Raw genomic sequence first — 21,980 nt, 5'->3', positions numbered from 1 at the left:
TTAATTTTGGAGATTGTTCACTTAAGAAAAATTTAAACTTATGATATTTACAGTAGCTATGAAATTTAAGAAAAGATATAAAAATTAAATCATTATCTTAAAAATATGATTTAAGGAAAACCCACGGATAGCTGCAGGCTTCCCTTGATCGGCATGACGCGAATTCATGCTATGCGTTAACTGTTTGAATTTGATGCTTGAACATCAGAATGGAGGGAATACGCAATTCCGTTAACAACTCAAACACTACCGTTCCGCTTACGGATTCGATCAAACACACTATATCAGATATATTAATATTCACCTAAAATTATTTCAATTTTATTTATATTTGTGATTTTTATATTCTCTTCCTGCTAGCTATCCAATATTTGTGTGATAATCATTGCAATACTTTATGTAAATTTCTAAGTCGTGTTTTGCCTGTACTTTGTCTGTCATATAGTCACCAAAAAAATCCCGCTACTTCCTAGCGGGATTTTCTGAAACTTTAAATTATTTTGAGTCGTTATTTCTTTACTTTTAAACAACTCTGACAAAAAAATTAAATTTCCATCAAAGCACTTTCGTGTAACCATCTCACCATGAATACCAACCAAGCATTTTAGAAGTTGTAACATTTTAAGGGTCCCTGATATATTAAATTAATTATTTAAATTTAAGAGCTTAAATATTATTTAACCAGTCGTTCCATTTCACTTAACCTTATTTCCGTGTTCTGTCTATGAACCACAAAACAGACAACGATTAAACTACATAGAAATATTGTAATAAGTATTTTGAAGCTTTTACGCATATGGAGAAACCTCAAAAATTTTTTACGGCTAAATTTTTTATGTTTATTAACTGCGGTTAGCAACCCAACACAGTTGCCTTACATAACTGTGATATTGCTAGCTTGTCGGCCTTTTTTTCCTTGAGTAATTTCAAATTGTACACGCTGGCCTTCTTTAAGTGCTTTATAGCCGCTCATGTTTATTTCACTGTAGTGTGCAAATAAATCTTCACCACTATCAGATTGTATAAATCCAAATCCCTTACCTTCATTGAACCATTTCACTATACCACTGGCATTGTTAGTCATTTTTTATTCCTAATGTTTGAGTTGGTTATTTCATACTCTTTAGTAATACTTAGTAAGTTATTTAGTTAGTTTAGTTGCTCATAAGCCCATTTTAAGAACTTATCCTTTTCTCGAAATAAGGGTACTAATCTAAGATTGATTTTAGATATGCTCCCAAATTTTCCATAAAGGATATTTGGCTCCGTTTGTATGACGTCCGATTGATCTCCTTGAGAAAGTTCTTTGAAAAACTCCATAGCTTGGTTATAGGGTGTTAATTTTCGAATCCTTCCCGTTCGACTATAAAATCATAGATCTGCCTTAAAACATGATGATCATATAGATTGGGCATTTTGATTGCTCGATTTAGAATTGTTGTTCTATAAATCTAACTAAATTGTATAAATTTAAAAAGTGCGAAATAAAAAAAAAAATAAAAAATTAATGTAAATTAAAGATATTAATTTTATCCATTTTAAATATCTAGCTAAACCATTGTTAAGTTTAATTAAAATACATAACCTAAAAGTCTTAAAAGTTATTTTTTTACAATTTTAAAAAATTAAAGTTTTTATATCGTTAAAGGCTTTGTTGCACAAACCTACCGGTAAGGTCTTATTCCGCAATATAATTCCTAGATGAACAAACCTACGTCCAAAATCTTTCGTACGTGGCGCTTCTTCTTTCATAAAATCTTGCATAGAAAAACCTTGCTATCGTTTTGGCTTTACCCATACACAAATGAATTAAAACCATTAGCTCTATTTTAAATTTATTCAAAAATTTATATCAATATTTTTGATAAAAAATTTAACTATGTAGTTTTACTTACTAAGCTTTTTATTTAAAGCCAAAGATGTTGGTAACCAACTTAGATCATTTTGGATTAATAAAATAGAAATACACAACTAAGCATACTAGCGAAATCGTTGAAATTAAAAGATAAGTGCCCGTTGTATTAAAGCTTTTTAGAAATTTAAATAAGTCCATCATTTCTTCCCCCCATGAAAAAACAGATAAATTATACTAAATAATATCTGGGGGATTAAATAGCTGTTAGTCGAATAGCGAAGACGACACGATCAAGTGGTCATTAAAAATACATATCTCCTTTAAATCTAGATTTATATATAAATTTGAGTCTGTCAAATACAAAAAAAACAGCTCCCAACTCAATGAGAACTGTATTTTTAATACTACAAATTGATCGAAATTAAACGGCAAGTACTTTCACAATAATGGTTTGCATGTCTTCATTTTCTTCCGCCAAATAAACTCGCTTTAACTCTTTGCTTTTCACTTTGAATTGATGATTTTGATACTGAATTACAGCCGGAATTTGATCAAAATACAGGCTATCTGCGTCTAATTCTTCTTGAAAAAGTGGCGTGCCCAATTGATAGTCTAGGCTTTTTAATACTACATATTTAACAGTCGTTTTCATTGAAATAAACCTACTTTTGTTACGCTCTTTATTTTAAGTTTTAACATCGTTTTCCTTCCGAAGAAACCTTTATTTCATATTTTCGTACAGCTTCTAAACAATCACGCTATTTTCGTGAATTCCACAACACACACAGTACCAACTTAGACTTTTAGTGAAATTACAGGCGAGCGAAATCAATGCTAAAATTTTAAGAATACTAATGATCATTCACCATTCTACTTTGGGGTAAGCACATGCTTAAACAGTGTTGCGATGCTTTAGAACAAAAATCCATGACTATCGCGTTTATCGAGAGTGCAAGCTCTGGTTATTTATGTAGTCAATTTTCAATTTATAAGAATAGTGGTGCAGATATCTTATTAGGTGGACTAGTGAGCTATGATCCATCAATCAAGCGTGAAATTTTAAAAGTAGATCCTCTACTAATAGAAAAATTTACAGCCGAATCCGCAGAAGTGACTCAAGCGATGGCTGAGCAAGGACAACAACTATTTTTACATGCGGACTTTGTGGTGGCCTGCACTGGATTACTCAAACCTGGTGGCAGTGCAACCGTAGAAAAACCCGAAGGTACATTTTATATTTCAATCTTACATGACGGTCGTATCTATAATTATCACTATTTTATTTTAGGTACGGCTTTAGAACGCCTAGATCAGTTAACTGAAAATGTTGCTCACAGTGTATTAGACATCTTAAATGCAGAATAAAACATACATAATCTTCATATTTAAATATCATTTTGCATCGCATACTGTATTAAGGAATTTACTTATCAGGACAAGAAAATGCAGCTACGTCATTTCAATGCATTCGCAATTAGCACCCTACTGTCCTGCTCTGCTTTCGCGACGGTAGGCGGCCCTCAAACCATTGAGGTTTTAGGTTTTGATAAAAAAGATCAAAAAATCTATTTAATGCGTCATTTTGAAGATGGTCGTGGTCGTTTACCACAATTATATTATTATCAATTAAATAGCCAAAAGCCGACGCAATTAATTACAGTGAAGTCTTTGTATATTAATCCAAAGACAAAACGGATTGATTACGATCAAGACAGCACCCAGTTTGATAAAGAAATCGCGAAAATAAAAAAACGTTTAGTCAAGTTAACACCTGTAAATAACAATAATGCTCGAATACAGGTATTAACAACCATGAATGGCACTGCAAAATCATGGTATGACCCCACTGAAACCATTGATAAATGGACCTATCAATATCGTGTTAAAAATTCGCAGTATAAAAGCGCTGTACAAAAGGCTGAGACCTATAAAGAAGGTTTAAAAATCTCTAAAACTTATCGTGTAGTGCAAAAGCCTTTTTATTTAGTAACTGTTAAATATCTAGGGATTCCATTTGAAACAGGATATAGCGTTGAAGATCCAGTTTTACTATCCAAATAGATTGTTAAATTAAATAACAAATAATAAAAAAGCCTCTTTTGAGGCTTTTTTATTACACTTAAAATTATGCTGCAGAACGCTCTGCAATTGGCACAACTTTACGTAATTCCGGACCTGTATAGTCCGCACTTGGGCGAATAATACGATTGTCCGCACGTTGTTCCATCACGTGTGCTGCCCAACCCGTTACACGGCTCATCACGAAAATTGGCGTAAACAGTTTAGTTGCAATATCCATGAAATGATATGCAGATGCATGGAAGAAATCAGCATTACAGAATAATTTCTTCTCACGCCACATCACTTCTTCACAGCGCACTGATACAGGATAAAGTACAGTATCACCGACATCTTTTGCTAGGCGTTCAGACCATTTCTTGATAATGCCATTACGTGGGTCATTGTCTTTATAGATCGCATGACCAAAGCCCATGATCTTTTCTTTACGCTCAAGTTTGCCTAGCATTTCTCGCTCAGCTTCTTCTGGAGACGTCCAGTTTTCAATCATTTCCATTGCTGCTTCATTTGCACCGCCATGTAATGGGCCACGAAGTGAACCAATTGCACCTGTGATACATGAATGCATATCTGACAATGTTGATGCACATACACGCGCTGTGAATGTTGAAGCGTTAAACTCATGCTCTGCATACAGAATCAGTGACACGTTCATCACTTGCTCATGCAATTCATTTGGTTTTTCGCCACGAAGTAAATGTAAGAATTGAGCGCCGATTGAATCATCATCGGTGTTTTCTTCTACACGTACGCCATCATGACTGAAGCGATACCAGTAGCAGATGATCGCAGGTAGCGTTGCCAAAATACGGTCTGCAACATCTTGTTGTTCATCGAATGATTTTTCAGTTTCAAGGTTACCGAGCATTGAAACGCCTGTACGCATCACGTCCATTGGGTGCGAGTCAGCAGGAATACGTTCCAATACTTCTTTCAATGCTTGCGGCAATTGACGCAATGATTTGAGTTTGGCTTTGTATGCTGCTAGTTGTTCTGTTGTTGGCAATTCACCAAAGAAAATGAGATACGCAACTTCTTCAAACTGACAGTTTTCTGCCAAATCTTGAACGTCATAACCACGATAGGTTAAGCCCGCACCACTTTTGCCTACAGTTGACAATGCAGTTTTACCAGCTACTTGTCCGCGCAGTCCTGCGCCCGTGAGTACTTTTCCTTCAGCCATTTTTTATTTTCCTTCAGTGAACAATTTATCTAAGGTGTTTTCAAAAGTGTGATAATCGAGGAATTGATAGAGTTCTTTTCGTTGCTGCATTTTATCTAGTACATTGACTTGTGTACCGTCATTGCGGATCGCATGCATTACTTCGAGTGCCGCTTTTTGCATTGCACGTGTTGGTGATAATGGGTAAAGCACCATTGCAATACCCTGCTCGCCTAGTTCTTCTTTGGTGTAGTAAGGGGTATCACCAAACTCTGTAATGTTTGCCAGTACAGGGACACCGACTGCATCGCAGACTGTTTTATACATGGTAATGTCAGTCATCGCTTCAGCAAAGATCGCATCTGCGCCTGCTTCTACACATGCACATGCACGGTCGATCACTGCTTGCAAACCTTCTTTTTGTAATGCGTCTGTACGTGCCATCACTACAAAGTTTGAATCAGTTTTTGCATCGACAGCCGCTTTAATACGGTCAACCATTTCCTGCTGCGTCACAATTTCTTTGTTCGGACGGTGACCACAACGCTTTTGTGCCACTTGGTCTTCGATATGAACCGCTGCTGCACCCGCAGCAATCATTTGCTTCACAGTGCGGGCAATATTAAATGCACCGCCCCAACCTGTATCGATATCGACAAGCAATGGCGTATCTACACGTTCAGTAATACGACGAACATCTTCCAAAACATTATCTAAACTGGTCATGCCTAAGTCAGGTAAACCATATGAATAGTTCGCAACACCTGCACCAGATAAATATATGGCTTTATAGCCAACTTCTTTTGCCATCATTGCTGCATAGGCATTTACTGTGCCAATGATTTGTAATGGTTTTTCGATTTCCAATGCTTGTCTAAATCTTAAGCCTGCAGACGTTTGTTGTGTCATATTCCTTTCCACGGCATTTACTTTAATTTTCGAAGTTTGAGTATATCCATATTTTTTTCCAACTCTATGGCTTTGTAGAATATTAACTCTAAAACTTTAGTCAAATATTTCACTTGTCACCTATCTGTTGTTATTCTTTAGTCAAAGATCCCTTATTTATGAGCAAAGCAGAAAAGTACTGAATTTTTTGCTATAATTATCGTCAAATCAGCTCTTTTTTTGTTAAATATTATCACTTTATGCAAGATTTAATACACATTGAACCTTTAACGCATGACCAGCCACAAACGCGGCGCGGACATGAACGATGTGTTGCGCTTTTAGAAAGTGCTACGGAGCTTTTTTTAAAACGTGGGTTTGATGCAGTTTCATTAGATGACATCGTGAACCATGCGGGTGGTTCAAAAGCGTCAATCTATAAATATTTTGGTAATAAAGACGGATTATTTAAGGCCATTTGTGACTATCGTCGCTGCTTATTTTTCAAAGATATTTGCCTACCATTTACGGTGAGCCCTGACACCGATATTCGTGCTTATCTCATCAATACTTTAAGTGACTTTCATCAGCATATCGTGATGCCTGAAAATGCGGCATTTATGCGGTTAGTCTTAGAACAAACAGGACGTAATCCTGAAATAGCACGTTATATTCATGAGCAAGGCCCAAAACAAATTCAGAACACCGTTGCAGAAATTTTAAATCAAGCGCATCAACACGGTTTGCTGTATTGTGAAAACCCGCTGTTTTCGGCTCAATTTTATTTTGGAATTTTGCGAAATTTAGAATGGCGCGTTCTCATGGGCATCACCATTGATGAAAATGATCAAGAAACCATCAATTACATCAGTTATTGCGTCGATCGTTTCCTAGACGGTCACCAAAAGCGCTAGATTTTTTGCAATTTACCTCTCTTATAGTATATTAATCGATTCCTTTTTCTCTAACCAACCAACAACTAATTGTTGTTTTGTTTTTTGATTCAGCAATTATTGTGGAGTAACAATGGCTCTACGTCACTTTCTAACTTTACGCGATTTATCGACTTTAGAACTTAATCAAATTGTACAGCGCGGTATCGAACTCAAGCGCAAACAGCATAACAATGAAGTTTTCCAACCTTTCGTTGGTAAAGTCATGGGCATGATTTTTGAGAAATCGAGCACCCGTACACGTGTATCGTTTGAAGCAGGAATGAGCCAATTTGGTGGTAGTGCAATTTTCCTTTCATCTCGCGACTCTCAATTAGGGCGTGGCGAGCCAGTAGAAGATTCTGCACGCGTGATTTCAAGCATGCTTGATATTGTAATGATTCGTACTTTTGGTCATGACATTGTTGAACGTTTTGCTTCTTATTCAAAAGTTCCTGTCATCAATGCATTAACAGATGATCACCACCCTTGCCAATTACTTGCCGATGTTCAAACATTTGTTGAACACCGTGGTTCTATTGAAGGTAAAACGGTTGCCTGGATTGGTGATGGCAACAATATGTGTAACTCATATATTGAAGCTGCTCATATGTGGGGCTTTAAATTAAAAATCGCTGCACCTAAGGGCTATGAACCTAAAGCAGAATTTCTATCTGAATTTGCACACTGTGTGGAACTTGTTGATTCTGCCGAAGATGCTGCAGTTAATGCAGATTTAATCGTGACAGATGTTTGGGCAAGTATGGGCCAAGAAGAAGAGCAAAAAATTCGTGAAAAAGCGTTTGCTGATTATCAAGTGAATGAACGCCTGATGGATCTTGCTCACGCTGACTGCCTATTTATGCACTGCTTACCTGCGCATCGTGGCGAAGAAATTTCTGAAAATATGCTTGACCACAAAAATGCTGTGGTTTGGGATGAAGCTGAAAATCGCTTACATGCACAAAAAGCACTTGTTGAATTCTTAATTAACGAAAATCTTAAAAAAGACTAAGGTTTTACTTAGATAAATGAAGCACCTTCGGGTGCTTTTTTTGTTTTTGCATGCTTTAATAAAACCATAACTTTTATAAGTGATTAAGATTATGCGTTTAAGAAATATTTGCTTATTGGCTCTTGGATTGAGCTTATCTACTTTTAGCTTTGCTGGTGAACCAAGTGAATTAGATCAATACTTGGTGAAAAATCAGATTTTAGATAGCAATTTTAAAATTAAAAATAAAACAGGTTTAAACGAAATACTGGCTGCCATTAGTGATGAAGATTCACGCACTCTTCCCTATCAAGTTGATCAGAATATGTTGATGGAAAAAATGGAAATTGAAGCGGATAAGATTGAAATTGATGGTATTATCACTACCCCTGATTTTGCGCAATTTGAACAATCAGTCGGTGAACATAAGGTGAAGCAACTCATCAAGCATAATTCACTCCAAAACTGTGAATTACTATTCGAGCATCAATTTCAACGTGTTAGTCCATATAAAATTGAAATGGATCTAAGCTCGGGTAGCAATCAATACGAAATTATCATTAAAAATACAGAGTGCAAATTTAAATAAATATCTAATTTCTTACAGCTCTTGGTTTAACTTTTGCATTGTTTAACTTAACGAATTAAACCTTGAGGCTGTAATACAATCACAGCTGCGCCCACCAACACAATGACGCCACCTAGCATATCCCAACGTGTTAGAACTACGTGATCGACAAAACGCAACCACAGCAATGCAGAGAAAATGTAGATTCCGCCATAGGCTGCATAGATACGACCCGAAGCTGCTGGATGCAACGTCAACAACCAAACAAATGTAGCCAATGCAAGCGCTGTTGGAATCCACAACCACTGCGATTTTTGCTGATTTAAAATCAAATATGGGAAGTAACAGCCTAAAATTTCCATCAGTGCTGTCAGTGCAAATAAACCAAATGTGGTCAGCACTTTTGTTAATGGTATGTCCATCATTGAGAAACCCAAATCTAGCGTCGAATAAATATAAAAAACCCGTGCAAGCACGGGTTTTTGTTAAATAAATTGCTTAAGCAGGTTCAGCGGTTTGGTCTTCAAACACTTCGAGTTTTAAGCCCACAGCTTTGCCATTTTCTTTCTTCACTGAAACAGCAACATTTCCGCCATGTTCCGCAAGTTCACCAAACAAAATCATTTCAGCAAGCGGTTTTTTCAAATGCTCTTGGATTAAACGCTGCATTGGACGCGCGCCCATCAAGCGATCATATCCTTGCTCGGCCATCCATTCGCGTGCATCTTGATCAACTTCAAGAACCACTTTCTTATCATCTAACTGTGCCTGAAGCTCTGTTAAGAACTTATCAACCACACTTTCAATAACGGTTGTTGGCAATGCTTTAAATTGAATGACACCATCTAAACGGTTACGGAACTCTGGAGAGAAGGCTTTTTTCATCGCGTCTTGGTTATCATTACTGTTATCTTGATCCATGAAACCAATGCTCACACGTGAAATTGATTCTGCACCAATATTGGTAGTCAGTACTAACACGACGTTACGGAAGTCAGACTTACGACCATTGTTATCCGTTAATGAACCATGATCCATAATTTGAAGTAACAAATTAAAGACATCTGGATGTGCTTTCTCAATTTCGTCTAGTAAAAGTACGCAATGCGGATTTTTATGAATCGCATCGGTCAACAAACCACCTTGATCAAAACCTACATAACCCGGAGGCGCACCAATTAAACGAGATACGGCATGACGTTCCATGTATTCCGACATATCGAAACGTACAAGTTCAACGCCTAACAATTTCGCCAATTGCTTAGTGACTTCAGTTTTACCCACACCTGTAGGACCTGCAAAGACAAAATTACCCACTGGCTTATCTGGCGCTTTAAGACCTGCACGAGATAATTTAATCGCAGATGCAAGCGCTTCAATCGCTTCATCTTGACCAAACACCACACGTTTCAGATCACGTTCAAGATTTTCAAGAACGCTCTTGTCATCTTTAGAGACAGTTTTCGGTGGAATACGCGCAATTTTCGAAACGATATCTTCAATGTTTTCAACTGAAATGACTGTATCATCTTGCTCAGCTTTTAAACGACGCTGCGCACCAGCTTCATCAATCACATCAATGGCTTTATCAGGTAAGAAACGATCATTGATAAATTTCGCTGATAGTTCAACCGCAGAAACCAACGCTTGATCTTCGTATTTCACATGATGGAATTCTTCAAATTTGCCTTTTAAGCCACGCAGAATATCAATCGTTTCTGAAATAGATGGTTCATTGACATCAATTTTTTGGAAACGACGAGATAATGCATGATCTTTTTCAAAAACTTGACGGTATTCTTGGAAAGTCGTTGAACCGATACAACGTAAAGTACCATTCGCCAAAGCTGGTTTGATGAGGTTCGATGCATCCATCGTGCTACCCATACTTGAGCCTGCACCGATGATCATGTGAATTTCATCAATAAATAAAATAGCTTCGGGCTTTTTCTTCAAGGCATTTAGCAGTTGTTTTAAACGCTTTTCAAAATCACCACGGTATTTAGTTCCAGCGACTAAAGCACCAATGTCTAAACTAAACACTTCTGCATTTTCAAGCGGTTTAGGTGCTTTACCATTTACAATGAGCCAAGCCAATCCTTCAGCAATCGAAGTTTTACCTACACCCGGATCACCCACCAAAAGTGGGTTGTTTTTACGGCGACGGCATAGAATTTGAGCTGTACGTTCAATCTCTTTTTCACGACCAATCAGTGGATCTGTTTTGCCTTTTTGAGCTTCAACATTGAGATTGGTCGTATAAAGCTCTAATGGGCCAGAATTTGAAGACGTGGTGCTTTCACCATCGAGCTCTTCGATTTCTTCTTCGGCTTGGACTTCATCTTTACGTGTGCCATGTGACAAATACTGCGTTAATGTCAAACGGTTGATTTGATGGCGTTTAAGTAAATACACCGCAAATGAATCACGCTCTGAATACATCGCAACTAAAATGTCTGCACCTTCTACAGTGCGGTCATTACCACTCGATTGCACATGGAAAATTGCACGTTGCAAAATGCGATCAAAACTTTCTGTAGGATGTGGTGCTTGATCGCTATTTTCGCCAAGCTTAGGGGTATGTTGTTCTACGTATTCTTCAAGTTCTTTGCGAAGCACAATAATGTCTGCGCCACATGCTTTCAATGCATTAACAGCGGAATCATTATCCAGTAAAGCCAATAATAAATGTTCTACCGTCAAAAATTCATGTCTCTTTTGACGAGCCATGCTGACAGCCAAACGTAGTGATACTTCTAATTGACGACTGAGCATGTAATCCCCTTATTAATCTTTTGGCTCAATCTGACAAAGTAATGGATGACTTTGCGACCGAGCGTAATTATTGACCTGATTTGCTTTAGTCTCTGCGATGTCTCGCGGATAAACCCCTGCAACACCCTTTCCTTCATAATGTACAGTTAGCATTACTTGAGTGGCTTGGTCAAGATTCAAAGCAAAGTATTGTTGTAAAATTTCAATTACAAAGTCCATTGGGGTGTAATCATCGTTCATTAAAACGACAGCATACATAGGAGGACGCTTTAACTCAGGTGGCGCAGTCAATACTTGAATGTCTGAATCACCATCATCCTGCGTACCTTGGCTGAGAGTCGGGTTTAGATGCCAGTCCACTAAACCAGATTGGTAAAATGAATTTTTAATGTCAGATAAACACGTTTGACGCTTATTGGTTCGCATAGGATTTAGGTTTCACACTTAGTTTGCACTTGCTTCAGTTTGAGGAATTTCTGAAAGGAAGGCAGATTGATTTTCAACAGGCTGACCTTTCGACCAGCTAAAACGGCGAATAACGGGTTTAGAACCGCTTAAACGCACTTCAATAAAGTCTGGACTAAAGCCTTTTGGCATGGTCCAACGTCCAGTGAGTCGCTCACTTTCGCTAAAGTTAAAGTTTTTGTCTTCTAAAGGCACTACAAGTACTTCTGTACCCTTAATTAGACGCAGCTCAACACTTCCAGATACATTACTTTTTGACGGACTTACTTGAACGAGATCAAGTTGGTATTCATACGCATTTTCAGGTAATGGTTTAATCGCTAAATGTTGTACTGCAAGCGGCATACCACCACGTTGGCGCAATACTTCACGATACAAAACACCCAAATTACCTGTTAACTCTTGATCATCACGTGCTTTTTTAACAGCCAAATATAAATCATTTGAATTACTTACAGCGACATCACGCTCTTGGATTGCCGCATTCAAACTTTTATTCAGGCCTGCTAATTCAGTTTTTTGCTTTTGCACTACATCAACAAGTTGCTCTGCATCTGCATCATATCCGACCACAGTTAAGCCCTGACGATGACCGATACTATATCCGAGAAAACCGCTGCTCAATGCAAGTACAACTGCACCAATCGCCAGTGGCATATTCGTCTTCATAAAAGGCGTTTTTTCACTGTTTTCAGGTTCTGACTTGAAATTAGATTCTGTATTCGACATCATCATCTCTTATTTTTAGTTCACTCAAGGCACACATTTAAATCCAGTTTTAAATGTGTGTGAAGTTTTAAATCGTTTCTTATGGTAATAAACCAATGCCTTGAAGTCCTGCATTTTCAGCAAAACTAAACATCAAGTTCATATTTTGTACGGCTTGACCTGCTGCACCTTTCACCAAGTTGTCTTGAGCCACCAAAATCACTAATTTTTTCGGCTGAGGTTTGCAAATCGCAATACGTAATTGGTTCGCACCACGCACAGTACGTGTTTCAGGTGAGCTTCCTGCGGGCATAACATCTACAAACTGCTCATTAGCATAGAACTGTTCATATATGCTTTGTAAATCCGCAGAAGCACCTGCGTCTGTTAAATCAATATAGATAGTGCTGAGCATGCCACGAATCATCGGTACTAAATGCGGTACGAATAAAATTTCGTTAAACACACCTTTTTGACCTGAAATATTTTCTAAGGCTTCTACAATTTCAGGATGATGACGGTGACCCGCTACACCATAAGCTTTAAAGTTATCTGCATTTTCAGAATAGATCATACCCAGGCTGGCTTTACGACCTGCACCAGACACACCTGATTTTGCATCAATAATAATGCTTTCAGGTTTCACTAATCCTTCAGCTTTTAATACTGGCGCTAAACCGAGCTGAACAGTTGTTGGGTAACAACCTGGGTTACCAATCACTGAAGCCTTTTGAATTTTTTCACGGTTTAATTCAGACAAACCGTAAACTGAATCTTTTAATAATTCTGGGCAAGCATGGTCTAGGCCATACCATTTTTCAAATTGAGCTAAGTCTTGTAAACGGAAATCAGCAGCAAGGTCAATCACTTTAGTATTTGCAGCAACTAACTCTTCTGCGTGTTTCATTGCTACACCATGCGGCGTCGCAAAAAATACAACGTCACATTGTTTTAGTTCTTCAATATTTAGATCCGAATAGCAAAGGTCTGTATGTCCACGCAAACTTGGGAACATATCATCCACACGGCGGCCATTTTCAGTACGCGAAGTTAAAACTTTCACTTCCGCATTTGGGTGTCGCAGTAAAATACGCAGTAATTCAACACCTGTGTAACCTGTACCGCCGACAATACCTACTGAAATCACGCTCATTACCTCTATTCAAAGTATCCATTTGATGACTGCGTAGTATGACAGGAAGTTGGGGATTTCTGAACTGTTTTGGAGGGTATTTGACTGAATTTTGTTTTAGTAATAAAAATATTAAAATCAAATAGAAACAATCAAAAAATTCAATAAAACAGATCTATTTAAAAATAATCTTTTTCTTTTATACTCTTAATATAATTTTATAACCGCTTAAATCATGACAAAAAACATACATCAACAACCCCAACAAGCACCGCAAACTAATAATGATTGTTTCATCATTATGCCTATTGCTGACCACCCTGATTATAAAAATGGTCACTTCAAGCGAGTATATGAAGATATATTCGCACCTGCTTGTATAGCAGCTGGTTATAAACCTGTTCGTGCAGATGATGTTACCCAAGCAAATCTAATTCATTTAGATATTTTGCAAAAACTACTAGAATCTCCTATGGCAATATGTGATTTAAGCACTCGCAATCCCAATGTACTGTTTGAACTAGGCTTAAGGCAAGCGTTTGATAAACCAACCATATTAGTTCAGGAAATTGGTACTCCTAAAATTTTTGACATTAATATGTTCCGTTACACAGAATATCGAAACGGTTTAGATTATCGTGATGTTCTGTCCGACCAAAAATCAATTCAAAAAGTCTTAGAGGAAACTACATCTGCTGTAAATGAAGGTAAAAGTGTTAATTCAATAATAAAACTTTTATCAATTACAAGTCCTGCAACACTTCAAGACTCGTCCACTTTTGAAGAAAAAGAGTTTTTTAATATATTGAGGTCAGACATCAATAGTTTAAAAGAAGCTATTTTTAGCAAACAGCCTAACTCTTTCAGGGCACATAACTCTCGCACACAAAACAAAAATCTGAAAAATGAGATAAATAAATTATCTTTCCATAAATTTATTACTTTAGGAAAAGACACATTTGGACATAATCTTGATAAATTTATTCAAATGATAACAATTACCTTCGATGTTAAAGACATTCATATTTCAAAAGATAAACTTGATAGACCTTATATAGCAATTACGACATATCAAGATATTTCAGATGAATTACTTTTTGAAATTTCACAACACGCAGATGTAAAAATAGAGGATATCGACGATTTACCATTTTAAAATATTTATTTAATCCACCACCAAGGCATTGGCGTCGTTTTTAGTATTTTCCGATGCTGCTGAAAATTAACATCATGTTTTTGAACTTCAGCCCAAAAATTTGAACTATGGTCAAAATGTTTAGTATGTGCCAACTCATGTACAGCCACATATCGTGCAACTTGCTCTGGAAACAGCACCAATGCGCTATTCAGCATAATATCATGGCGCGCTGAACAGCTTCCCCAGCGCGTTTTGGGCTGACGAATCGAGCACTCACCATATTTCAAGCCTGTTTCACTGCTCACTTGCTTTAAATAAATTGGTAAATACTCTTTGGCATAAGCAATCACAAAGCTTTTTAAATATTGCTCAGGCTGTCGATCACTGATGAATAGTTGATGGCTTTCGTCATCCAAGATAAATGAATGTTTTTGCGTTTGATAAACAACCATTAACGGTTGTTCTAAATTAAATAACTTTAATTTTATTGGCAGACTTCGATCCTGCAGCCCTGCTTTTTCCTGCTGCTTCTGCCATGTCTCAATCATCCATTGTTCTGATTGTTTCAGAAAATCTTGCACTTGGCGCTGTGTACAAAATTGCGGCACTGTTAATTTAATTTGAGTTGGTTCTACTCGCAATCTTAAGCGTGTGGCACGTAATTTTCGAGTGATTTGAATTTCAGGAAGGTTTGGTGTCATTTATTCTTTTTAGAAGCTTATTAATAATGCATAAAATTGAATTTTAAATATTTTCAAAAATATATTAGGAGTCCCTTCTCCCTTAGGGAGAAGGTTAGGATGAGGGGACTTTTAAATTGACCTCTCCCTAACCCTCTCCTCAAAGGAGAGGGAACTTCCATTAGAAATTTAATATAAATCGAAACTCAATTTACAATTAAATTTTCTATAGATTAAACCGCTGTACGCTCTTCAATACCGTTATCGGTCGCAACAACAGCAATATCTGCTTTGTTTAATGCAAAGATACCGTTACACACTACACCCGGAATGTCATTCAAAGTCTTTTCAAGCTCTAAAGCATTTAAGATATTTAAGTTGTGTACGTCTAAAATTACATTACCGTTATCAGTTACTACGCCTTCACGGTACACAGGGTCGCCGCCTAAAGAGACAATTTTACGAGCAACAGCAGAACGTGCCATTGGAATCACTTCTACAGGAAGCGGAAATTCACGTGCCAACTGATCAACCCATTTAGAATCATCTACGATACAAACGAATTTTTTCGCAATAGACGCCACGATTTTTTCACGAGTCAACGCAGCGCCGCCGCCTTTAATCATGTGCATATGACGGTCGATTTCATCTGCGCCATCCACATATGCATCTAAACCACCAACATGGTTCATATCAACCACTTCAATGCCTAATTTTTTCAAACGTTGTGCAGTTGCTTCAGAACTGGCAACCGCAGCTTCGAGTTGAAGCTCTGGCAATAATTCGATGAGGAAGTTCACAGTACTTCCTGTACCTACACCCAAAATACCGCCCTTTGGCAAATGCTTTAATGCAGCTTTTGCGGCAGCTTGTTTCTTTTCATCTTGGGTAGCATACAGACTCATAACTTGGCTCAACTATTTTTTGACATTTGTTGCTGATTTTACAGCCCAAATGTACGGGTGTTTGTTACAATGAACGCTTATTTTAAACTGTTAGATGGAAAATTAACATGCTGTCTCGTTTGGTTCGACAAATATTACAGGCAACGGTCTATGACGTTGCAATCGAAACCCCACTCGAAGCAGCGCCACGAATTAGTGAAAAACTAAACAATAACATTCGCTTTAAACGCGAAGATTTACAACCTGTCTTTTCTTTCAAGCTACGCGGTGCCTACAACCGTATTAGTCAATTACCGAAATCTCAGTTGGAACGTGGCGTTATTACTGCTTCTGCAGGTAACCATGCTCAAGGCGTGGCGTTATCTGGTAAAAAGTTGGGTATTCGCGCCATTATCGTTATGCCTAAAACCACACCAGACATTAAAGTACAAGCGGTTAAACGCTTAGGCGGTGAAGTGGTTCTGCATGGCGATTCTTTTGACGTAGCCAATAAATACGCAATCCAATGTGCAAAAGATGAAGGTATGACCTTTATTCCACCTTATGACGACGAACTCGTTATGGCCGGTCAAGGAACCATTGCCAACGAAATTTTGCGTCAATGGCGTGATGTGGATTATGTCTTCGTTGCTGTGGGCGGTGGCGGTCTCATTGCCGGTGTAGCCGCTTACTTAGGTGATGTGGCACCTCACGTTAAAGTCATTCCTGTTGAATATGATGAATCAGCATGTTTAAAAGCAGCATTTGAAGCCAATGAACGTGTCATTCTGCCATCTGTAGGTTTATTTGCCGACGGTACAGCAGTTGCACAAATTGGTGAAAAACCATTTGAAGTGATTCAGCTACAAAAATCAGATAACTCAGGCCCAATTGTTGAGCGTGAAGTTGTACTGGTAAATACAGATGAAATCTGTGCAGCGATTAAAGATACCTTTGATGAATGCCGTAGCATTGTTGAACCATCTGGTGCAATGGCGCTTGCAGGTATCAAGAAGTATGTTGCAGAGCATGGTCTAGAAGGCAAAAATATGGTGTCGATTGTATGCGGCGCCAATATGAACTTTGACCGTCTGCGCTACATTGCGGAACGTACTGAACTGGGTGAACGCAAAGAAGCGATCTTTGCTGTGACCATTCCAGAAGAAAAAGGTTCATTCCTCCAATTCTGCCGCGCACTACAAGGCCGTAACATCACTGAATTTAACTACCGCGCTAGTAATTCTTCTGCTGCTCAAGTCTTTGTGGGAATCAGTCTCAAAAATGGGGAGAAAGAACGTCAGGAAATTTTTGAAACTTTAAAATTCCAATACGATGTAGATGATCTTTCTGATGATGAAGTCGCTAAGCTTCATATCCGTTATTTAATTGGCGGACATGCAGACATTGAAAATGAACGCCTATTCCGCGTGGAATTCCCAGAACGTCCGGGCGCACTACTGACTTTCTTAGAACGTCTTGGTCCGACCCATAACATCACCCTATTCCATTACCGTAACCACGGTGCTGCTGAAGGTCGTGTATTGGTGGGTATGGAAGCAACGGATGCGAAACAAAACCCAGATGGTTTAATTGAAACATTGGAAAATATTACCTATCCATATGTTGAGATTACCAATAACCTCGGTTATCAACGTTTCTTGAAATAAATAAAACTTCTATAAAAAAGCTGGGATCTAGATTCCAGCTTTTTTATTTGCATCAATTCTTTTCTACATCAAAATAAACATATTCATTAATTTAATTCATCAACGCTGTCATTGTTGTTAAATTCACCACGCCCTATAATCCATTGAAAATAAAAAAATGGATAATTAAAATTGAATATTTATGCCTTATTTATGATCGCCATTGTGGGTTTAGGTGGATATTTTTATGCATATCCGGCTTATCAACTTAAGCAAGAGGAAGATAAGATTCGTCAAAGTATGAAACAAATTCCAAATCAGTTACGTACGCAAAATCTAGAAAATATTTACGGCTATACCGCGCAGGCTGAAATGTTGAATCAATATCCAAATTACATTGTATATATTCGCTTTGATGAGCTAAGTGATCAAACTGCTCCAGAACCTGTTCAAGCCATCATCCGTGAATTTTCATGCGATGGCTTAAACCGTTTAAAGAACAATTCTGAGCTTGTTCGTAAAGCCACTCTAAAAGTCATTAAAGAAGATCAACATCAATTTCAATATATTCTAAAAAATAAACTAGGCTATGAAATTTTTAAATATCAACAGGTTATGGATAATTGCCCCAATATTGCTGAACTTTATGCCTATCAAAACGCTGAAGAAATTAAAAATTAAAGCTTTTCGGTTTAGATGGATTATGTAAATTTTCATAGCCGCTCTAGGCTGAACAAGCTAACATCAACATATTCAATAACTTTAGAATAATTTAGGAATACGGCATGGCTCAATTCGCTGTGATTGGCTTAGGAAGTTTTGGCGCAACTGTAGCCACTGAACTCATGGGTTTAAAACACGATGTCATTGGAATCGATAGCAACAAAAAGTTTGTTGAAAGTATTTCGGACCAACTGACCCATGCAGTGATTGCTGATGCAACAGATGAGCACGTTTTACAAGAACTCAATATTCAAAATTGTGAAGCCGTCGTTGTCGCAATTGGTGAAGATATTGAAGCCAGCATCTTATGTGTGCTCCATCTTAAAAACATGGGGATCAATAAAATTTGGGCCAAAGCCAAGTCCAAAGCGCATCACATGATTTTAACCCATTTAGGCATCAGCAAAATCATCCATCCTGAAGAAGATATGGGTGTCCGTGTTGCCCAGTCACTGAGTTATCCAATGGTGAGCCGCTACATGGTACTCGAAGATGATCATTATTTGGTGAAAGTTGAAATTAAAGAATCACAACAAGGCACGCGTCTAAATCAAATTATGGATCATGTCCCAGAAGTGAAGACGATTTTGCATAAACGTGGCACCGAGCTTCAATATAGTTTAGATCCGAACCTGATTTTACAAACAGGCGATATTTTAGTGGTTGAAGGTTTACTCGAACATTTACGTCGACTGGCTAAACACTTTAAAGCAACTTTGTAATCAGCGTCTTGCTCCTTTTGTACATAATCACGCAAGATGACAGTAGAAAAACATGAAACTGCACAATAAACAGCGTAATACCATTAATCTCAGCCCACCCAGTATTTTGGCATTGGGTTTTCTTGGGCTTATTATCATTGGCACCTTGCTGTTAAAACTCCCTTATTCACATCATGGCGATTTAAGTTGGATCAATGCCCTCTTTACAGCGACCTCAGCCGTAACCATTACAGGACTTTCGGTTGTAAATGTCGGCGAAGCCTATACTGTGTTTGGTAAAGTCGTGATTATGGGTTTACTACAATGCGGCGGTCTCGGCTTTATGACCTTTGCGATATTGGCCGCTATGAGTTTGTCCCCTAAAATTGGGCTAAAACAACAAATTATGGCTCAAGAAACTATTGGACAAACCAGCCTTGCCAAAGTGACCATGACCATCAAAGGCGTACTGCTGTATTCGCTATTTTTTGAAATGGTGGGAACGGTTATTTTGACCATCGCTTGGATGCAAGAATACAATTTTAACCAGGCCCTGTTTTATGCTGCCTTTTATAGTGTTTCAGCATTTAATAATGGTGGGTTTTCATTATTTCCCAATAGTTTAATGAGCTTTGCTGACCGTTATTTCATTACGTTTACCATCAGTATGCTTTATATTATTGGGGGTATCGGCTTTTTGGTACTAATGGACATTAAGCGCAATAAAAGTTGGAAAAAACTCAGTACCAATAGCAAGCTGATTTTATCGACCATTGCAGGCTTAAATGTCTTTGCCTTCATCACCATTTGGTTATTAGAAGCCAATAATGCGGCTACCCTAGCCACGATGTCACTTGGTGACCAAGCCCTCAACGCGTGGTTCCATGCAACTGTTCCGCGCTCTTCGGGTTTTAACAGCTTACCTATGGAAAGCATGAGCGATGCATCATCACTCGTAACGATGTTACTGATGTTTATTGGTGGTGGTTCTCTCAGTACAGCTGGTGGCATCAAAGTCGGGACGTTTATTATTGTTGTACTCAGTGTGGTCAGTTTTTTAAGACGTGAAGACGAACTGCGTGTGTTTAACCATTCTGTTTCAGAAAAAACGACCTTCAAAGCATTAGCAGTGATTTTCATTACAGTGACGTTGATTTTCATTGGTTTTTTCAGTCTATTGCTACTCGAACCTGACAAACGCTTTTTAGACTTACTCTTTGAAGCAGTGTCCGCTGCCTGTACAGTAGGCCTATCTCGTGGCATTACCAGTGACTTACAACCCGCCAGTTTAGTCGCCCTGATGTTATTAATGTTCGCAGGCCGCCTTGGACCCTTAACACTAGCTTATCTGATTGCTACACCGAAGAAGAGTCGTTTAAAACACCCGCCTTCTGAGATCCAAATCGGTTGATTTGTACATTTTCACTCAGCCATAAAAAACCACGCCGTAGCGTGGTTTTTTATTTGCGAAGCATTAGAACCAATTCATTAATGACACACCGACACCGACATAGGTTGCACGATGGTTATAGTCAATCAGGCTTTCACCATAGCCATCAAACAATTGAACTGTGCCGCGTAATTTACCATTGATTGGGAAAGTCCAATCAAACTGCACAGCACCATGTGAGTCATCACCACCTTTCAGTGAATGACGTAACATTAAACTAAAGTCATGATCTTTATGACGATAAAATGCTGTTAAATCCCCACGTCCCACATAATCGGTAATATCTGGGTTGTTATCATCTTTGGTATCTTCTTCGAAACGATACCAAGGACGTAACATCAGTGCAAAATTGTCACGTTCAAAGCCAAGATTTAACATGACACGGTTCCAACTCCGCGATAAGGGATCAGAACGTCCATTAGACTGATGGTTAAAGGTTAAGCCCAGCATACGCCAGTTCAAACCCAAGAGTTCATAGTTGGTACGAAAAACCAGACTGGCTTCAGGTTCATAGTTGGTTTCACGGAATGGTCGAGATTCATCTTCGTTATAGACTTGCCAACGAGAAGACTGGGTATAGCCCAACCAGATATCACCATTATCACCAAATAAGTTTTCAACAGCTTTGGTTTTTAATGACAATTGGAACTTGGCTTCCATCGATTTCAGGTTTTGTTCCTGATCGGCTTGTACCGTGTTGTTTTCATTCGGGCTTGATGGACGTTCATTTTTATCCGATGTCCAATATCCCGGCATTAAATACACAGGTTGATAGCCGCGAATATTCCATGTTCCCAATTTACTTTCTGGAGAAAGCTCCCAACGACTATCCAATAATGAAAGATTTGGATTGAGGTTCGGTGCTTCTACAGCAAATAAACGGTCCGTAAACGCATGACTGACTTTTTCTTTCAAAGTCAGCTTTTCAGTCGGCTCAGGTTTAATTTCTTGGGCGGCTTGGCGCTCAGAAACCAACATTTCTTTTTCACCAGGTTGCACTTTAAACAAAGCGTCATAACACGATAATCGCTCTGCATTTGACTCAAGTGCCACACATGCTTCAGCGGTAGCTGGTTTAACAGCCACTTCCGCATTTTGTGCATTTACAGTATTGACATACATTGAACTGAGCGCAATGAGGCTCAGTTGCAATGTCGTACGCTCAAGAGATTTGAACGCCATAAAAACCCCTTTTTTGTT

22 protein-coding genes are annotated in these 21,980 nt (G+C 38.2%); 10 read left to right on the top strand and 12 right to left on the bottom strand.

The window, feature by feature from the left end; genetic code table 11:
* Window positions 1–874: 874 nt before the first annotated feature.
* The gene (locus FTU13_RS05665) at window positions 875–1,084 is read right to left on the bottom strand and encodes a cold-shock protein (RefSeq protein WP_180102255.1); all 210 of its coding nucleotides are present in this window, start codon (window positions 1,082–1,084) and stop codon (window positions 875–877) included.
* Window positions 1,085–2,276: 1,192 nt separating this feature from the next.
* Window positions 2,277–2,507, bottom strand: coding sequence for a hypothetical protein (locus tag FTU13_RS05660; RefSeq protein WP_078190858.1), 231 nt, complete (start codon window positions 2,505–2,507; stop codon window positions 2,277–2,279).
* A gap of 236 nt (window positions 2,508–2,743) precedes the next feature.
* Here FTU13_RS05660 and FTU13_RS05655 point away from each other — a divergent pair, with 236 nt between their 5' ends.
* The gene (locus FTU13_RS05655) at window positions 2,744–3,220 is read left to right on the top strand and encodes a CinA family protein (RefSeq protein ID WP_168379808.1); all 477 of its coding nucleotides are present in this window, start codon (window positions 2,744–2,746) and stop codon (window positions 3,218–3,220) included.
* Window positions 3,221–3,298: 78 nt separating this feature from the next.
* A complete protein-coding gene (locus FTU13_RS05650) occupies window positions 3,299–3,916 on the top strand; it encodes an aminotransferase (RefSeq protein ID WP_180106444.1) in 618 nt (205 codons plus the stop codon).
* A 64-nt stretch (window positions 3,917–3,980) separates the two neighbouring features.
* Here the strand turns inward: FTU13_RS05650 and prpC are convergent, their stop codons facing one another.
* Both prpC and prpB read right to left on the bottom strand, forming a co-directional pair.
* Window positions 3,981–5,117, bottom strand: coding sequence for a 2-methylcitrate synthase (gene prpC / locus FTU13_RS05645; protein WP_078193462.1), 1,137 nt, complete (start codon window positions 5,115–5,117; stop codon window positions 3,981–3,983).
* Between the two features lie 3 nt (window positions 5,118–5,120).
* Entirely contained in the window at window positions 5,121–6,005 is an 885-nt protein-coding gene (gene prpB, locus FTU13_RS05640; protein ID WP_111883701.1) for a methylisocitrate lyase, read from the bottom strand.
* A gap of 239 nt (window positions 6,006–6,244) precedes the next feature.
* Here prpB and FTU13_RS05635 point away from each other — a divergent pair, with 239 nt between their 5' ends.
* The 3 genes from FTU13_RS05635 (at window position 6,245) to FTU13_RS05625 (ending at window position 8,499) form a co-directional block, all read left to right on the top strand.
* Entirely contained in the window at window positions 6,245–6,898 is a 654-nt protein-coding gene (locus FTU13_RS05635; protein ID WP_078188637.1) for a TetR/AcrR family transcriptional regulator, read from the top strand.
* Between the two features lie 112 nt (window positions 6,899–7,010).
* Complete coding sequence (gene argF, locus FTU13_RS05630; protein WP_078193464.1) at window positions 7,011–7,931, top strand: ornithine carbamoyltransferase; 921 nt, start codon at window positions 7,011–7,013, stop codon at window positions 7,929–7,931.
* A gap of 91 nt (window positions 7,932–8,022) precedes the next feature.
* A complete protein-coding gene (locus tag FTU13_RS05625; protein ID WP_180128073.1) occupies window positions 8,023–8,499 on the top strand; it encodes a hypothetical protein in 477 nt (158 codons plus the stop codon).
* A gap of 47 nt (window positions 8,500–8,546) precedes the next feature.
* Here the strand turns inward: FTU13_RS05625 and FTU13_RS05620 are convergent, their stop codons facing one another.
* From FTU13_RS05620 to argC, 5 genes are all read right to left on the bottom strand, one after another.
* Window positions 8,547–8,900, bottom strand: a complete 354-nt coding sequence (locus FTU13_RS05620; RefSeq protein ID WP_180128218.1) for a YnfA family protein — start codon at window positions 8,898–8,900, stop codon at window positions 8,547–8,549.
* 76 nt (window positions 8,901–8,976) lie between these two features.
* Complete coding sequence (gene clpA, locus FTU13_RS05615; RefSeq protein WP_078188640.1) at window positions 8,977–11,253, bottom strand: ATP-dependent Clp protease ATP-binding subunit ClpA; 2,277 nt, start codon at window positions 11,251–11,253, stop codon at window positions 8,977–8,979.
* Between the two features lie 12 nt (window positions 11,254–11,265).
* Complete coding sequence (clpS, locus tag FTU13_RS05610; protein ID WP_078188641.1) at window positions 11,266–11,679, bottom strand: ATP-dependent Clp protease adapter ClpS; 414 nt, start codon at window positions 11,677–11,679, stop codon at window positions 11,266–11,268.
* Between the two features lie 18 nt (window positions 11,680–11,697).
* The gene (locus FTU13_RS05605) at window positions 11,698–12,447 is read right to left on the bottom strand and encodes a hypothetical protein (RefSeq protein ID WP_111883706.1); all 750 of its coding nucleotides are present in this window, start codon (window positions 12,445–12,447) and stop codon (window positions 11,698–11,700) included.
* Between the two features lie 79 nt (window positions 12,448–12,526).
* Complete coding sequence (argC, locus tag FTU13_RS05600) at window positions 12,527–13,579, bottom strand: N-acetyl-gamma-glutamyl-phosphate reductase (RefSeq protein WP_180084340.1); 1,053 nt, start codon at window positions 13,577–13,579, stop codon at window positions 12,527–12,529.
* A 214-nt stretch (window positions 13,580–13,793) separates the two neighbouring features.
* On the opposite strand from argC, the gene FTU13_RS05595 reads away from it, so the two are divergent.
* Window positions 13,794–14,714 (top strand): hypothetical protein, encoded by a 921-nt coding sequence (locus tag FTU13_RS05595; protein WP_180128075.1) that lies wholly within the window; start codon window positions 13,794–13,796, stop codon window positions 14,712–14,714.
* Window positions 14,715–14,719: 5 nt separating this feature from the next.
* Here the strand turns inward: FTU13_RS05595 and FTU13_RS05590 are convergent, their stop codons facing one another.
* On the bottom strand, window positions 14,720–15,397 hold the full coding sequence (locus tag FTU13_RS05590) for a SprT family zinc-dependent metalloprotease (protein WP_180128077.1): 678 nt from the start codon (window positions 15,395–15,397) through the stop codon (window positions 14,720–14,722).
* A gap of 212 nt (window positions 15,398–15,609) precedes the next feature.
* Window positions 15,610–16,281: a ribose-5-phosphate isomerase RpiA gene (gene rpiA / locus FTU13_RS05585; protein ID WP_078188646.1), complete on the bottom strand. Its 672-nt coding sequence runs from the start codon at window positions 16,279–16,281 to the stop codon at window positions 15,610–15,612.
* 107 nt (window positions 16,282–16,388) lie between these two features.
* Between rpiA and ilvA the strand changes: the two genes are divergently transcribed.
* From ilvA to FTU13_RS05565, 4 genes are all read left to right on the top strand, one after another.
* The gene (ilvA, locus tag FTU13_RS05580; protein WP_180023764.1) at window positions 16,389–17,927 is read left to right on the top strand and encodes a threonine ammonia-lyase, biosynthetic; all 1,539 of its coding nucleotides are present in this window, start codon (window positions 16,389–16,391) and stop codon (window positions 17,925–17,927) included.
* Between the two features lie 171 nt (window positions 17,928–18,098).
* A complete protein-coding gene (locus FTU13_RS05575) occupies window positions 18,099–18,587 on the top strand; it encodes a hypothetical protein (RefSeq protein WP_180128079.1) in 489 nt (162 codons plus the stop codon).
* 104 nt (window positions 18,588–18,691) lie between these two features.
* The gene (locus tag FTU13_RS05570) at window positions 18,692–19,351 is read left to right on the top strand and encodes a TrkA family potassium uptake protein (RefSeq protein ID WP_078188649.1); all 660 of its coding nucleotides are present in this window, start codon (window positions 18,692–18,694) and stop codon (window positions 19,349–19,351) included.
* A gap of 52 nt (window positions 19,352–19,403) precedes the next feature.
* Window positions 19,404–20,741 (top strand): TrkH family potassium uptake protein, encoded by a 1,338-nt coding sequence (locus tag FTU13_RS05565; RefSeq protein ID WP_168378596.1) that lies wholly within the window; start codon window positions 19,404–19,406, stop codon window positions 20,739–20,741.
* A 63-nt stretch (window positions 20,742–20,804) separates the two neighbouring features.
* Here the strand turns inward: FTU13_RS05565 and FTU13_RS05560 are convergent, their stop codons facing one another.
* Window positions 20,805–21,962 (bottom strand): phospholipase A, encoded by a 1,158-nt coding sequence (locus FTU13_RS05560; protein WP_180128081.1) that lies wholly within the window; start codon window positions 21,960–21,962, stop codon window positions 20,805–20,807.
* Window positions 21,963–21,980: the final 18 nt, after the last annotated feature.

This window comes from Acinetobacter sp. YH12064, assembly GCF_013419735.1.
GTDB lineage: Bacteria > Pseudomonadota > Gammaproteobacteria > Pseudomonadales > Moraxellaceae > Acinetobacter > Acinetobacter amyesii.
This window is presented reverse-complemented; position numbering and strand designations above follow the sequence as displayed.

Bases quoted from the DNA above. Each gene is read 5' to 3' on its own strand.
- FTU13_RS05665 (WP_180102255.1), bottom strand. From the start codon at position 1,084: ATGACTAACAATGCCAGTGGTATAGTGAAATGGTTCAATGAAGGTAAG.
- FTU13_RS05660 (WP_078190858.1), bottom strand. From the start codon at position 2,507: ATGAAAACGACTGTTAAATATGTAGTATTAAAAAGCCTAGACTATCAA.
- FTU13_RS05655 (WP_168379808.1), top strand. From the start codon at position 2,744: ATGCTTAAACAGTGTTGCGATGCTTTAGAACAAAAATCCATGACTATC.
- FTU13_RS05650 (WP_180106444.1), top strand. From the start codon at position 3,299: ATGCAGCTACGTCATTTCAATGCATTCGCAATTAGCACCCTACTGTCC.
- prpC (WP_078193462.1), bottom strand. From the start codon at position 5,117: ATGGCTGAAGGAAAAGTACTCACGGGCGCAGGACTGCGCGGACAAGTA.
- prpB (WP_111883701.1), bottom strand. From the start codon at position 6,005: ATGACACAACAAACGTCTGCAGGCTTAAGATTTAGACAAGCATTGGAA.
- FTU13_RS05635 (WP_078188637.1), top strand. From the start codon at position 6,245: ATGCAAGATTTAATACACATTGAACCTTTAACGCATGACCAGCCACAA.
- argF (WP_078193464.1), top strand. From the start codon at position 7,011: ATGGCTCTACGTCACTTTCTAACTTTACGCGATTTATCGACTTTAGAA.
- FTU13_RS05625 (WP_180128073.1), top strand. From the start codon at position 8,023: ATGCGTTTAAGAAATATTTGCTTATTGGCTCTTGGATTGAGCTTATCT.
- FTU13_RS05620 (WP_180128218.1), bottom strand. From the start codon at position 8,900: ATGGACATACCATTAACAAAAGTGCTGACCACATTTGGTTTATTTGCA.
- clpA (WP_078188640.1), bottom strand. From the start codon at position 11,253: ATGCTCAGTCGTCAATTAGAAGTATCACTACGTTTGGCTGTCAGCATG.
- clpS (WP_078188641.1), bottom strand. From the start codon at position 11,679: ATGCGAACCAATAAGCGTCAAACGTGTTTATCTGACATTAAAAATTCA.
- FTU13_RS05605 (WP_111883706.1), bottom strand. From the start codon at position 12,447: ATGTCGAATACAGAATCTAATTTCAAGTCAGAACCTGAAAACAGTGAA.
- argC (WP_180084340.1), bottom strand. From the start codon at position 13,579: ATGAGCGTGATTTCAGTAGGTATTGTCGGCGGTACAGGTTACACAGGT.
- FTU13_RS05595 (WP_180128075.1), top strand. From the start codon at position 13,794: ATGACAAAAAACATACATCAACAACCCCAACAAGCACCGCAAACTAAT.
- FTU13_RS05590 (WP_180128077.1), bottom strand. From the start codon at position 15,397: ATGACACCAAACCTTCCTGAAATTCAAATCACTCGAAAATTACGTGCC.
- rpiA (WP_078188646.1), bottom strand. From the start codon at position 16,281: ATGAGTCTGTATGCTACCCAAGATGAAAAGAAACAAGCTGCCGCAAAA.
- ilvA (WP_180023764.1), top strand. From the start codon at position 16,389: ATGCTGTCTCGTTTGGTTCGACAAATATTACAGGCAACGGTCTATGAC.
- FTU13_RS05570 (WP_078188649.1), top strand. From the start codon at position 18,692: ATGGCTCAATTCGCTGTGATTGGCTTAGGAAGTTTTGGCGCAACTGTA.
- FTU13_RS05565 (WP_168378596.1), top strand. From the start codon at position 19,404: ATGAAACTGCACAATAAACAGCGTAATACCATTAATCTCAGCCCACCC.
- FTU13_RS05560 (WP_180128081.1), bottom strand. From the start codon at position 21,962: ATGGCGTTCAAATCTCTTGAGCGTACGACATTGCAACTGAGCCTCATT.